The 12,628-nt window shown below is 72.7% G+C and carries 10 protein-coding genes and 1 rRNA gene; 6 read left to right on the top strand and 5 right to left on the bottom strand.

The genetic code is table 11. The features are described from left to right. Positions 1 to 11 precede the first annotated feature (11 nt). Positions 12 to 644 (top strand): dihydroxyacetone kinase subunit DhaL, encoded by a 633-nt coding sequence (gene dhaL, locus J5Y04_RS09930; protein WP_209411578.1) that lies wholly within the window; start codon positions 12 to 14, stop codon positions 642 to 644. On the opposite strand, the gene J5Y04_RS09925 is transcribed toward dhaL, so the two are convergent. After that, positions 635 to 1,810 (bottom strand): PP2C family protein-serine/threonine phosphatase, encoded by a 1,176-nt coding sequence (locus tag J5Y04_RS09925; RefSeq protein WP_307853030.1) that lies wholly within the window; start codon positions 1,808 to 1,810, stop codon positions 635 to 637. The genes dhaL and J5Y04_RS09925 overlap by 10 nt on opposite strands. A gap of 147 nt (positions 1,811 to 1,957) precedes the next feature. Here J5Y04_RS09925 and J5Y04_RS09920 point away from each other — a divergent pair, with 147 nt between their 5' ends. From J5Y04_RS09920 to J5Y04_RS09910, 3 genes are all read left to right on the top strand, one after another. After that, positions 1,958 to 2,896, top strand: a complete 939-nt coding sequence (locus J5Y04_RS09920; RefSeq protein ID WP_307853029.1) for a PrsW family glutamic-type intramembrane protease — start codon at positions 1,958 to 1,960, stop codon at positions 2,894 to 2,896. A gap of 239 nt (positions 2,897 to 3,135) precedes the next feature. After that, complete coding sequence (locus J5Y04_RS09915; protein WP_209411574.1) at positions 3,136 to 3,354, top strand: heavy-metal-associated domain-containing protein; 219 nt, start codon at positions 3,136 to 3,138, stop codon at positions 3,352 to 3,354. A 70-nt stretch (positions 3,355 to 3,424) separates the two neighbouring features. Continuing rightward, positions 3,425 to 5,755 (top strand): cation-translocating P-type ATPase, encoded by a 2,331-nt coding sequence (locus J5Y04_RS09910; protein WP_209411572.1) that lies wholly within the window; start codon positions 3,425 to 3,427, stop codon positions 5,753 to 5,755. A gap of 79 nt (positions 5,756 to 5,834) precedes the next feature. On the opposite strand, the gene J5Y04_RS09905 is transcribed toward J5Y04_RS09910, so the two are convergent. The 3 genes from J5Y04_RS09905 to J5Y04_RS09895 form a co-directional block, all read right to left on the bottom strand. Then, positions 5,835 to 6,554 carry an SDR family NAD(P)-dependent oxidoreductase gene (locus tag J5Y04_RS09905; RefSeq protein WP_209411570.1) on the bottom strand — a complete coding sequence of 240 codons (720 nt, stop codon included), beginning with the start codon at positions 6,552 to 6,554 and terminating at the stop codon, positions 5,835 to 5,837. Between the two features lie 514 nt (positions 6,555 to 7,068). Continuing rightward, positions 7,069 to 8,358 (bottom strand): citrate synthase, encoded by a 1,290-nt coding sequence (locus J5Y04_RS09900; protein WP_209411568.1) that lies wholly within the window; start codon positions 8,356 to 8,358, stop codon positions 7,069 to 7,071. 224 nt (positions 8,359 to 8,582) lie between these two features. Beyond that, positions 8,583 to 10,820: an ATP-dependent RecD-like DNA helicase gene (locus J5Y04_RS09895; protein ID WP_209411566.1), complete on the bottom strand. Its 2,238-nt coding sequence runs from the start codon at positions 10,818 to 10,820 to the stop codon at positions 8,583 to 8,585. A 155-nt stretch (positions 10,821 to 10,975) separates the two neighbouring features. On the opposite strand from J5Y04_RS09895, the gene J5Y04_RS09890 reads away from it, so the two are divergent. Together J5Y04_RS09890 and J5Y04_RS09885 are read left to right on the top strand one after the other, a co-directional pair. Next, positions 10,976 to 11,764: a VOC family protein gene (locus J5Y04_RS09890; protein WP_209411564.1), complete on the top strand. Its 789-nt coding sequence runs from the start codon at positions 10,976 to 10,978 to the stop codon at positions 11,762 to 11,764. Positions 11,765 to 11,918: 154 nt separating this feature from the next. Further along, positions 11,919 to 12,371 carry a GNAT family N-acetyltransferase gene (locus J5Y04_RS09885; RefSeq protein WP_209411562.1) on the top strand — a complete coding sequence of 151 codons (453 nt, stop codon included), beginning with the start codon at positions 11,919 to 11,921 and terminating at the stop codon, positions 12,369 to 12,371. 145 nt (positions 12,372 to 12,516) lie between these two features. Here J5Y04_RS09885 and rrf read toward each other — a convergent pair. Next, positions 12,517 to 12,628 (bottom strand): 5S ribosomal RNA (gene rrf / locus J5Y04_RS09880); the annotation flags it as partial.

Raw genomic sequence — 12,628 nt, 5'->3', positions numbered from 1 at the left:
GGGAGACGGACATGGACTTCGACACCCCGCTCGCCGCGGCCTGGGTGCGCGCGATCGCCGCCGCCGTGGAGGAGGAGGCGCCGCGGCTCACCGAGCTGGACTCCGCGATCGGCGACGGCGACCACGGCAGCAACCTCCTGCGCGGCTTCACCGCCGTACTGGCCGCGCTGGACGGCCTCGACCCGGCCGGCCCGGGGGCGGTGCTGACCAGGACCGGCACCACGCTGATCTCCAAGGTCGGCGGGGCCGCCGGCCCGCTGTACGGGAAGGCCTTCCGCGCCCTGGGCGCCGCCCTGCCCGGTCCTTCCGGTCCGGCCGCGTTCGGCGAGGCGCTGGCGGCCGGGCTCCAGGCGGTGCGCGACCTCGGCAGGGCCGAACCGGGCGACAAGACCATCGTGGACGCCTGGGCCCCGGCGCTGGCCGCCTACCGGGCCGCGGTGGCGGCCGGCGCCGACCTGCCCCGGGCGGCCGGGGCGGCGGCGGACGCGGCCGGGCAGGGCGCGCTGGACACCGTCCCGCTCCAGGCCCGCAAGGGCCGGGCCTCCTACCTGGGCCCGCGCAGCGTCGGCCACCAGGACCCGGGCGCGGCCTCCACCGCCCTGGTGTTCCGCGCCCTCGCCGAGGTCACCGCGGCTCAGGCCTGATCGGTCCGGGTGATCAGGAGGAGCAGGGCGTCGTCGTTCAGCTCCCCGCCGGTGTGCTCCAGCAGGTCGGCGTAGACCCGCCCGACCGCCGCCTCCAGCTCCGCCGAGGAGCGGGCCGCGCCCCGCACCAGCGGGCCGACCCGCTCCGCCAGCGGGTAGAACCCGCCGTCCCTGCGGTGCCGGGCCTCGACCACGCCGTCGGTGCAGAGCACCAGCACGTCCTCCCCGCCGAACGGCTGGTCCCAGCTGGCCGGCTCGCCGGCGGCGAGCCGGCCGAGGCCGAGCGGGACCCACGGGTCGGGCGCGTCGAGGACGTGCACCCCGCCCTCCGGGTCCACCCGGATCGGCGGGACGTGCCCGTACTGGAGCAGCTCCATCACGCCCGGCGTGCGGAACTCGGCGAACAGGGCGGTGGTGAACTCCCCGTCCGGCGCGTGCCGCTCGACGCTGGCCTCGATCCGGGCGGCCACCCCGCGCAGCCCGGACTCGTCGTACGCGGCCTCGCGGAAGGCGCCGAGCACCACGGCGGCGGTCTGGACGGCGCCCAGCCCCTTGCCGCGGACGTCCCCGACCGCCACCCGGGTGCCGTGCGGGGTCTCCAGGACGGAGTAGAGGTCCCCGCCGATGCGCGAGGCGTCGGCGGCGGAGACGTACCGCACCGCGAGGTTCAGCGGCCCGACGACCGGGCCGGGCAGGCGCAGCAGCGCGCGCTGGGCGGCCTCGGCGACGGAGCTGACAGCTGCGAAGGCCGCGGCCCGGCGCATCCGGAGGTGGGCGACCCAGGCGGAGAACACGGTGAGCAGCAGGTAGCTGACCATCGCGCCGTAGAGGAAGCGCTCGTCGTTGACGTTGTCGACCTCGTCGTAGTGGCTGAGGCCGAACACCGCGAACAGGCCGAACGAGCAGACCAGCAGCAGTTCGAGCGGGCGCAGGGTGAGCGCGGCGATGGTGGGGACGACCGTCATCAGCGGCGCGAGGTAGCGGTCCTTGCCGGAGAGCAGGTCGGCCAGGCCGACCAGCAGGATCGCGACCGCGGCCGGCGTGGCCCGGCGCCAGAACGGCACGTCCTGGAGGTCGGCGGCCAGCAGGGCGCCGCGCTTGCGGTCCGGTGGCAGCCCCTCGGCCGTCGGGGCCGTGGGCGACTGGGCTCGACGGATCGGGAACACATACCGAACATAACGGACGATCAGCCACCCCACCCCCGCACCCGGGGCGACTCGACCCGCCGGACCCACACCGGGCCGACCGGCACCGATATGACCGTTTTGTCATACAGTGCGACGAAAGCGGCTAGGCAAGGGAGGTCATCACCGGTGTCCGAGTACCACAACACCCGCCACATCTCCGGCCCGCGGGCGCGCACGACGGCGCGCCCCGACCAGTGGCTCAGGGTCTTCCTGACCGGCTTACTGCTCTGGGTCGCCACGGTCGCCGTCACCTTCGCCACCGGCAACAGCAACCTGGTGCCGACGATCGTGCTCCTCGGCAGCTTCCTCGTACCGGCCACGATGGTCGTCTGGGCGTACGAGCGCTACGCCGCCGACCTGGGCGCGGACCGGATCCTCGCCTGCTTCGGCGTCGGCGGCATCATCGGCGTCCTCGGCGCCTCGGTGCTGGAGACCTACCTGCTCTCCCCCTCCGTCCGGATGTACCTCGGCGTCGGCCTGATCGAGGAGGCGGTCAAGCTCGCCGCCCTGGTCCTGGTCTGCCGGCACCTGCGGGTCGGCGGACTGCGCTACGGACTGGTGCTGGGCGCCACCGTCGGCGCCGGCTTCGCCGCCTTCGAGAGCGCCGGCTACGCGTTCAACGCCGTACTCAGCCTCCAGGGCCTCTCGCTGAGGAACCTGGTGGAGACCGAGATCCTGCGCGGGGTGCTGGCGCCGGTCGGCCACATCCTGTGGACGGCCATCCTCGGTGGGGTGCTCTTCCGCGAGCGGCGCGGTGGCCGCTTCCGCCTCACCCTTCCGGTCGTGCTCACCTATCTCGGCGTCGCACTGCTGCACGCGCTCTGGGACTCGATGAGCGGCATCGCGGTCTGGCTGGTCGCGAGGACCACCACCAGCGACTGGCAGCGCGCCCTGTTCGACCTCGGCCACATGCCGGACCCGACCAGCGGGCAGGTCCACCTCTACACGCTGTACGACACCCTGGGGCTGGTCGTGGTCGCGCTCGGAGGCCTGGTCTGGCTGCGGCTGCTGGTCCGCCGCGAGCGCGCGGCGATCCCGGCCCAGTACCCGGCGGCGCCCGCCTGAGCCGCCCGGCGCCGGCGCGGACCGCGCCCGAATCCGCCCGCCACCCGGCGCGGATTCGGGCGCGGCGTGTTCAGGCGCATACGCTCAGCTCTCGGACCTCGTCCGCGCCGTCCCGGCGGCCGGGCGCGATCCGCACCACGCCGCCCCCTTCCCCGGGGAATACCCCGCAGGGGTATGGTGTTATCAGCAGAGCAGCCCGGGCGCACGCCCGCGGCGGTCCAGACCTCCTGGAGGCCCCGATGTCCAGCACCATCACCTACACCGTGACCGGCATGAGCTGCGGCCACTGCGAGAGCTCGGTCAGCAAGGAGCTCTCCGCCCTCACCGGTGTCACCGAGGTGGCGGCCGACGCCAAGGCCGGTACCGTGACGGTCCTCGCGACGGCCGAGCTGGACGACGAGCAGGTCCGCGCGGCCGTCGACGAGGCCGGCTACGAGCTGGTCGGCCGGTCCGTCTGAGCCCCGCGCGTACGGCGGGGGCCCGCACCCGGCGCTCCCGCCGTACCCTCCGACCAAGGAGCCGATCATCATGAGCACCTCCGCCCCTGGAGTGGCCGGACTGACGGACCGCGTCGAGCTGTCCATCGGCGGGATGACCTGCGCCTCCTGCGCCGCCCGGATCGAGAAGAAGCTCAACCGGATGGACGGCGTCCAGGCCAGCGTCAACTACGCCACCGAGAAGGCCCGGGTCGACTTCGGGCCCGGGGTCGGCGTGGCCGACCTGATCGCCACCATCGAGAACACCGGCTACACCGCCGAGCTCCCCCCGCCGCCGGCCGCCCCCGAGCCCGTGACCGGCGGGCCGGACGCCGCGCCCGGGCAGCCCCCGGCCGACCCCCTGCTGGACCGCCTGCTGATCGGCGCCGTGCTGAGCGTCCCGGTGGTCATGCTGTCGATGATCCCGTCGATGCAGTTCACCAACTGGCAGTGGCTGGCCTTCGCGCTCACCGGCCCGGTCGTCGTCTACGGCGGGCTGCCGTTCCACCGCGCCGCCTGGACCAACCTCAAGCACGGCGCCGCGACCATGGACACCCTGGTCTCGCTCGGCACCCTGGCCGCCTTCGGCTGGTCGTTCTGGGCCCTGTTCTGGGGCGACGCCGGCATGCCCGGGATGCGGCACCCGTTCTCGCTCTCGGTCGGCGCCACCGACGCCTCGTCCACCCTGTACCTGGAGACGGCCGCCGGCGTCACCGTGCTGATCCTGCTCGGCCGCTACCTGGAGGCGCGCTCCAAGCGCCGGGCCGGTGCCGCCCTGCACGCCCTGCTCGACCTCGGTGCCAAGGAGGTCTCCGTCCTCCAGGACGACGGGGGCGGACGCGAAGCGTCCTCGGTTGAGGGTGGTGGTGGGCGACGGGTGGGCGGGCGCGAGGTCCGGCTGCCGGTGGACCGGCTGACCGTCGGGACGCGCTTCGTGGTCCGCCCGGGCGAGAAGATCGCCACCGACGGCGTGGTCGTCGAGGGGGCCTCCGCCGTGGACGCCTCGATGCTGACCGGCGAGTCCGTGCCCGCCGAGGTCGCCGTCGGCGACGCCGTCACCGGCGCCACCGTCAACGCCGGCGGCCGCCTGGTGGTCGAGGCCACCCGGGTCGGCGCCGACACCCGGCTCGCCCGGATGGCCCAGCTGGTCGAGGAGGCCCAGAACGGCAAGGCCGCCGTCCAGCGGCTGGCCGACCGGATCTCCGCCGTCTTCGTGCCGACGGTCATCCTGATCGCGCTCGCCACCCTGGTCGGGTGGCTGCTGACCTCCGACAACCCCACCGAGGCCTTCACCGCGGCCGTCGCCGTGCTGATCATCGCCTGCCCGTGCGCACTCGGCCTGGCCACCCCGACCGCCCTGATGGTCGGCACCGGCCGCGGCGCCCAGCTCGGCATCCTGATCAAGGGGCCGGAGGTGCTGGAGTCGACCCGCCGGGTGGACACCGTGGTCCTGGACAAGACCGGCACCGTCACCACCGGCCGGATGACCCTGCTCGCCGTCCACACCGCCGAGGGCGTCACCGAGAACGAGGCCCTGCGGCTGGCCGGCGCCGTCGAGCACGCCTCCGAGCACCCGATCGCCGCCGCGATCGCCGCGGCCGCCGCCGCCCGGACGGGCGAGCCGCCCGCCGTGGAGGAGTTCGAGAGCCTCCCCGGCCTCGGAGTGCAGGGCACCGTCGAGGGCCGCACCGTGGTCGCCGGGCGCGCCTCCCTGCTGGCCGGGCGCGCGCTGGCGCTCCCGCCGGAACTCGCCCGGGCCGAGGCGGACGCCGAGGCCGCCGGCCGCACGGTCGTCGCGGTCGGCTGGGACGGCGCCGCGCGCGCCGCGCTGGAGGTCGCCGACGCGGTCAAGCCCACCAGCGCCGAGGCCGTCGCCGACCTGCGCGGGCTGGGCCTGCGCCCGGTGCTGCTGACCGGTGACAACGCCGCCGTGGCCGCGGCCGTGGCGGCCGAGGTCGGCATCAGGCCGGAGGACGTGATCGCCGAGGTGCTGCCGGAGGAGAAGGTCGCCACCGTACGGCGCCTCCAGGCCGAGGGCCGGGTCGTCGCCATGGTCGGTGACGGCGTCAACGACGCGGCCGCCCTCGCCCAGGCCGACCTGGGCCTCGCCATGGGCACCGGCACCGACGCCGCCATCGAGGCCGGCGACCTCACCCTCGTCCGGGGCGACCTGCGCTCCGCCGCCGACGCCATCCGGCTCTCCCGCCGGACCCTGGCCACCATCAGGGGCAACCTCTTCTGGGCCTTCGGCTACAACGTCGCCGCGATACCCCTCGCCGCCGCCGGGCTGCTCAACCCGATGATCGCCGGCGCCACGATGGCCTTCTCCTCGGTCTTCGTGGTGACCAACAGCCTCCGGCTGCGCCGCTTCCGGGCCGCCTGACGGCCCGACCGCACGGAAACGGACGGACGGGCCCGGACCACACCCCGTGGTCCGGGCCCGTCCGCGTCGGCGCGTCCGTTCAACGGCCCAGCAGCTCGCCGCCGTTGCAGTGGAGGATCTCCCCGGTGACGAACCCGGCCTCCGGCGAGGCCAGGAAGTAGACCGCCGCAGCCACCTCACCGGCCTCCCCGATCCGGCCCAGCAGCGTCCTGGCCGCCCGCCGGGAGACCTCGGCCTCGTCCAGCCGCGGGCCGAAGAACTCGGTGCCCGCCACCGTGCCCGGGGCGACGATGTTGGCGGTGATGCCCGACGTCCCGAGTTGGGCGGCCAGGAAGTGGTTCCAGGCGTGCAGCGAGGCCTTGGAGGCCCCGTACGAGCCGGCCCCGCGCAGCGCGGCGATCGAGCTGACGGTGACCACCCGGCCGGAGCCCGGGGTGAGCCGGTCCCGGACGGACTCCGTGAGCAGCACCACGGTCAGCACGTTCCGCTCGAAGTCGCCGCGCCAGCGGGCCAGCAGGGCGTGCGGCCCGCCGCCGATCACGGTCTCCCGGCTGCCCGCGTTGTTCACCAGCACGTCGATCCGCTCGGGCAGTTCACCGAGCGCGGCCTCGACGGCGTCCGGGTCGGCGAGGTCGCAGACCAGCGGGGTGACGTTCGGCCCGAGGTCGGCCGCGGCCCGTTCGAGCACCGCCCGCCGGCGGCCGACGATCACGACCCGTTCGCCCGCCTCGGCGAAGCGACGGGCCACCTCGTACCCGATCCCCGTGCCACCGCCGGTGACAACCACGTTCCTGGCCATCTGCGCACTCCCTCCCCAGTTCCGCCGCCACGCTGCGAGGGTGCGGGGCGGTCCGTACCGGAATGCCACGATTACTATCACGCTCGGTTGCCGTGACTGCGGGGAGGGTGACGTAGCCGCCCGCGGAAGGTGTGATATGGGACGGGCACCACGCGCACACGGAGCGTGGCGAGAGGCAGCTCACACCCCCCGGGCGTAACTTCTCGCACGCTGATACGTCTTAGGTTGGTAGTGCGGCAGATTTTTCCGGTGGGCGGTGACGTGGCGAACGGCTTCACGTCTCCGCGCGGCACCACTGTCGCCGACGGGGCTCCGGCGGGCCCCGGGACGGTCGCCGACCTGTCGGTGGCCTTCGCGCACGGCGCCGGGGAGTGGCGGGTCTGGGACGCTTTGAGCGGCCGTCCCGGGCTGCGGCCGCCCCCGGAGTCGTGCGCCGTACGTTTCCACCCTCGCGGGTGACGGCGAAGGGCCCGGCCGGTGGCCGGGCCCTTCGTGGTCCTGCGTCGGCGAGTGCCTAGCGGGCCCCGAGCTCCACGTAGTCGCGGATCGCGGTGCCGGTGTAGATCTGGCGCGGACGGCCGATCCGGCTGGTCGGGTCGTTGATCATCTCGTGCCAGTGGGCGATCCAGCCCGGCAGCCGGCCGAGGGCGAACAGCACGGTGAACATGCTGGTCGGGAAGCCCATGGCGCGGTAGATCAGGCCGGTGTAGAAGTCCACGTTCGGGTAGAGCTTGCGCGAGACGAAGAAGTCGTCCTTGAGCGCGTGCTCCTCCAGCTTGAGCGCGATGTCGAGCAGCTCGTCGGACTTGCCGAGCTGGCCGAGCACCTCGTGCGCCAGCAGCTTGACCTGCGCGGCGCGCGGGTCGAACGCCTTGTACACGCGGTGGCCGAAGCCCATCAGCTTGACGCCGTCCTCGCGGTTCTTCACCTTGCGGATGAACGCGTCGACGTCGCCGCCGTCCTTCTGGATGCTCTCCAGCATCTCCAGCACGGCCTGGTTGGCACCGCCGTGCAGCGGGCCCCAGAGCGCCGAGATGCCGGCCGAGATCGAGGCGAACTGGTTGGCGTGGCTGGAGCCCACCAGGCGGACCGTGGAGGTCGAGCAGTTCTGCTCGTGGTCCGCGTGCAGGATCAGCAGCTTGTCCAGGGCGTTGACGACGACCGGGTTGAGCTCGTAGTCCTCGGCGGGCACCGCGAAGGTCATCCGCAGGAAGTTCTCGACGTAGCTCAGGTCGTTACGCGGGTACACGAACGGCTGGCCGACCGACTTCTTGTACGCGTAGGCCGCGATGGTCGGCAGCTTCGCCAGGAGACGGACCGTCGACAGGTGACGCTGGGCGGCGTCGAACGGGTTGTGGCTGTCCTGGTAGAACGTGGACAGCGCGCCGACCACGGACGACAGCATCGCCATCGGGTGGGCGTCCCGCGGGAAGCCCTGGTAGAAGCGCTTGACGTCCTCGTGCAGCAGCGTGTGCTGGGTGATCTCGCGGTTGAACTCCGACAGCTGGTCGGCCGTCGGAAGCTCGCCGTTGATCAGCAGGTACGCGGTCTCGATGAAGCTGCCCTGCTCGGCGAGCTGCTCGATCGGGTAGCCGCGGTAGCGCAGGATGCCGTTGTCGCCGTCCACGAAGGTGATCGCGGACTTGTACGCGGCGGTGTTACCGAAGCCGTTGTCCAGGGTGACCAGGCCGGTCTGCGGGAGCAGCTTCGAGATGTCGAAGCCGGCGTTGCCCGCAGTGCTCTCGACGACGGGGTACTCGTACTCGCCGTCCTGGTACCGCAGTACTACCGAGTTGTCGCTCACGTCTTCCTCACCGACGAAATGAATCCTCTTCCAAGGTGCCCTGACTGTCTCTACCATCCCCCATCTGGCGGACAGCCGCGCACCCGGGGTGGCCCGAAAGGGACCGCCCCTACAAAACCTGCCGCCGCAGCCGGTACGAACCGGACAAGATCGGCACCCCACCAGGCTCTGCCGTAAATCTCTTCACGTCAAGAGAACAATAGAGGCAACCATCCGTTGGAGAATCATCCAGTGGCCAGCCGGTGATCCAGCGCGGCGTGCCTCCGACCTGCGCTGACGGTCCGAACGGCCTGCCCGATCGCCTTGCGTGACCCGACCAGCACGACCAGTTTCCTTGCCCTGGTCACAGCCGTGTAGAGCAGATTCCGCTGGAGCATCGTCCACGCGGACGTGGTGACCGGAATCACCACGACCGGATACTCGCTCCCCTGCGACCGGTGGATCGTCACCGCGTACGCGTGCGCCAACTCGTCCAGCTCGTCGAAGTCGTACGGCACCTCCTCGTCCTCGTCGGTGAGAACGGTCAGCCGCTGGTCGTCCACGCTGAGCGAGGTCACCACCCCCACCGTGCCGTTGAAGACCCCGTTCCGCCCCTTGTCGTAGTTGTTCCGGATCTGCGTCACCTTGTCCCCCACCCGGAACGTCCGCCCGCCGAAACGCCGCTCCGCCAGCCCCTCCCGCGCCGGCGTCACCGCCGCCTGCAACAGCGTGTTCAGGTTCCCCGCACCCGCCGGCCCCCGGTGCATCGGCGCCAGCACCTGGACGTCCCGCCGCGGGTCGAACCCGAACCGCTGCGGGAGCCGCCGCGCCACCACGTCCACCGTCAGCCCGGCCGCGCGCTCGGCATCGTCCTCCACGAACAGGAAGAAGTCCGCCAGCCCCTCCGTCAACGGCGGCAGCCCCTCGTTGATCCGGTGCGCGTTCGTCACCACCCCCGACTGCTGCGCCTGCCGGAAGATCCTGGTCAGCCGCACCGACGGGACCGGCCCGCCGTCCGCCAGCAGGTCCCGCAGCACCTCGCCCGCGCCCACCGACGGCAGCTGGTCCACGTCCCCCACGAACAGCAGGTGCGCACCCGGCGCCACCGCCTTGACCAGCTTGTTCGCCAGGATCAGATCCAGCATCGACGCCTCGTCCACCACCACCAGGTCGGCGTCCAACGGCCGGTCCCGGTCGTACGCGGCGTCCCCGCCCGGCCTCAGCTCCAACAGCCGGTGCACCGTCGACGCCTCCACCCCGGTCAGCTCCGCCAGCCGCTTCGCCGCCCGGCCGGTCGGCGCCGCCAGCACCACCTTGGCCCGCTTCGCCAGCGCCAGCGTCACGATCGACTTCACCGTGAACGACTTGCCGCAGCCCGGACCGCCCGTCAGCACCGCGACCTTCTCGGTCAGCGCCAGCCGCACCGACTGCTCCTGCTCCGGCGCCAGCTCCGCCCCGGTCCGCTTCGCCAGCCACCCCAGCGCCACCGGCCAGTCCACGTCCGCGAACCACGGCATCCGGTCCGAATCCGCCCTCAGCAGCCGCAACAGCTGGTTGGCCAGCGAGATCTCCGCCCGGTGGAACGGCACCAGGTACACCGCGGTGATCGGCTCGCCGCCCTCCCCCGGCACCGACTCCCGCACCACCCCCTCGGCGGCCACCAGCTCCGCCAGGCAGTCGATCACCAGGCCCACGTCGACCTGGAGCAGCTTCACCCCGTCCGCGATCAGCCGCTCCTCGGGCAGGTAGCAGTGCCCCTGGTCGGTGCTCTGCGACAGCGCGTACTGCAGGCCCGCCTTCACCCGCTCCGGGCTGTCGTGCGGGATCCCCACCGCCTGCGCGATCCGGTCCGCCGTCAGGAAGCCGATGCCCCAGACGTCCGACGCCAGCCGGTACGGTTCGTTCTTCACCACCCCGATCGAGCCGTCCCCGTACTGCTTGTAGATCCGCACCGCGAGGGACGTGGAGACGCCGACCCCCTGCAGGAAGACCATCACCTCCTTGATGGACCTCTGCTCCTCCCAGGCCACCGCGATCTTCTTCGTCCGCTTCGGCCCGAGCCCCGGCACCTCGATCAGCCGGCCCGGCTCGTTCTCGATCACCTCCAGGGTCTCCACCCCGAAGCGCTCGACGATCCGCTCGGCGAACCGCGGCCCGATCCCCTTGATCAGCCCCGAGCCGAGGTAGCGCTGGATGCCCTGGACCGTCGCGGGCAGCACCGTCGTGTAGTTCTCCACCACGAACTGCTTGCCGTACTGCGGGTGCGACCCCCACCGCCCGTGCAGCCGCAGCGACTCCCCCGGCTGCGCCCCCAGCAGCGCGCCCACCACCGTCAGCAGGTCGTTGCCGCCGCGACCGGTGTCCACCCGGGCGACCGTGTAGCCGGTCTCCTCGTTGGCGTACGTGATCCGCTCCAGCACACCCTCGACCTGGGCGAGCTGGCGCGGCGGGCCCTGCTGCGTCTGCTGCGTCTGCCTGGCCACCGGGCCCCCTTCACCAATGCGGGTGCAGTTCCGCTACGCACCGTACCGCCCGGGTGCGACAGCCCGGGACCAGGTGCCAGGCTGGTAGCCCCGGAGGGGGGCCAGCACCCTGCCCGCGCCCCGTCGCGACCGGCATACGCCCGAGGAGCACCGCCATGCTCACCACCGCCTTCGCCCCCGGCTCGCCCAACTGGCTCGACCTCACCAGCCCGGACGCCCCCGCCTCCGTCGCCTTCTACTCCACCGTGTTCGGCTGGGCCTTCGAACCGGCTGGCCCGGAATCCGGCGGCTACGGCTTCTTCCAGCAGGACGGCCGCACCGTCGCCGCCCTCGGCCCGGGCGGCGAGGCGGCCCGCCCCGGCTGGACGGTCTACTTCTGCACCGCCGACGCCGACCGGACCACCGAAGTGGTCGAGGCCGCCGGCGGCAAGGTCCGCCTCGCCCCGTTCACCGTCTTCACCGACGGACGGGCGGCCGGCTACACCGACCCGACCGGCGCCGCCTTCGCCGTCTGGGAGCCGCGCGACACCCCGGGCCTGGACGTCGTCGACGAACCCGGCACCTTCTGCTGGGCCGAGTGCTTCAGCGTCGACGCCGAAGCGGCCAAGGCCTTCTACCGCGCCGTCTTCTCCTGGCAGGAGCAGGACGTCCCGCTCGGCGACGTGATGTACACCGTCCTCACCCCGGCCGGCGGCGGAACGGAGGACGCCCACGGCGGAATCGTGCAGCTCGGCCCCGAGCACACCGCCGCCGGCACCACCTCGCACTGGCTCCCCTACATCGAGGTGCCCAACGTGGACGCCGCCGTCGCCCTCGCCGGACAGCTGGGCGCGACCGTCCGCACCGCCCCGACCGACGTGCACGGCGTCGGCCGCCTCGCCCAGCTCACCGACCCGCACGGCGCCGCCTTCGCGGTCATCACCAGCTCGGTGGAGGGCGGGTGACGCCGGATCACCCCACTGGCGGAGGCCGGACGCCGCTCTGAAAGGGCCTGGACGGCCCTGGACGGCCGCTGAGGGGCACGCGCAGGGGTGCGGGTGTGAGACAGGGCGGACGGCGAGCGGACCGGGGCCTCACGCGCCCGCCTAGGCTGTGATCATGACCGACCTGACGATCCGCCGTGCCACCTCCGAGGACCTGCCCGCGATAGTGGCCATGCTCGCCGACGACCCCCTGGGCGCCGCCCGCGAGAGTCCCGACGACCTCATCCCCTACCGCGAGGCCTTCGCCCGCATCGACACCGACCCGAACCAGCACCTGGTCGTCGCCGAGCGCGCCGGCCGGACCATCGGCACCCTCCAGCTGACCGTCGTCCCCGGCCTCTCCCGCAAGGGCTCCACCCGGACGATCATCGAGGCGGTCCGGATCCACGCCGACGAGCGTGGCAGCGGCCTCGGCACCGAACTGATCCGGTGGGCGGTCGACCGTTCCCGCGAACTCGGAGCCGACCTCGTCCAGCTCACCTCGGACGCGACCCGCACCGACGCCCACCGGTTCTACGAGCGCCTCGGATTCGTCGGCTCGCACCTCGGCTTCAAACTCGCGCTGTAACCCGGGGGGCGTGCCGTGACCCCGGCATGCACCCGATTCCGGCATGCACCCGATTCCGGTGGGTTGCCGTTCCGGGAAACGCAGAGCCCCGGAAACGCAAAGAACCCCCGATCCGTGATGGATCGGGGGTTCTCTGTGAATGATTGTTCGGCGGCGTCCTACTCTCCCACAGGGTCCCCCCTGCAGTACCATCGGCGCTGTGAGGCTTAGCTTCCGGGTTCGGAATGTAACCGGGCGTTTCCCTCACGCTATGACCA

Origin of the sequence: Kitasatospora sp. RG8 (genome assembly GCF_017813315.1) — a bacterium.
Classification (GTDB): Bacteria; Actinomycetota; Actinomycetes; order Streptomycetales; family Streptomycetaceae; genus Kitasatospora.
Note: the sequence above shows the minus strand (reverse complement) of the source record. Positions and strands in the feature narration are given on the sequence as shown.

What these genes read in the sequence shown, in the direction of transcription:
- dhaL (WP_209411578.1), top strand. Translation starts at nt 12, where the DNA reads ATGGACTTCGACACCCCGCTCGCCGCGGCCTGGGTGCGCGCGATCGCC.
- J5Y04_RS09915 (WP_209411574.1), top strand. Translation starts at nt 3,136, where the DNA reads ATGTCCAGCACCATCACCTACACCGTGACCGGCATGAGCTGCGGCCAC.
- J5Y04_RS09910 (WP_209411572.1), top strand. Translation starts at nt 3,425, where the DNA reads ATGAGCACCTCCGCCCCTGGAGTGGCCGGACTGACGGACCGCGTCGAG.
- J5Y04_RS09905 (WP_209411570.1), bottom strand. Translation starts at nt 6,554, where the DNA reads ATGGCCAGGAACGTGGTTGTCACCGGCGGTGGCACGGGGATCGGGTAC.
- J5Y04_RS09890 (WP_209411564.1), top strand. Translation starts at nt 10,976, where the DNA reads ATGCTCACCACCGCCTTCGCCCCCGGCTCGCCCAACTGGCTCGACCTC.
- J5Y04_RS09885 (WP_209411562.1), top strand. Translation starts at nt 11,919, where the DNA reads ATGACCGACCTGACGATCCGCCGTGCCACCTCCGAGGACCTGCCCGCG.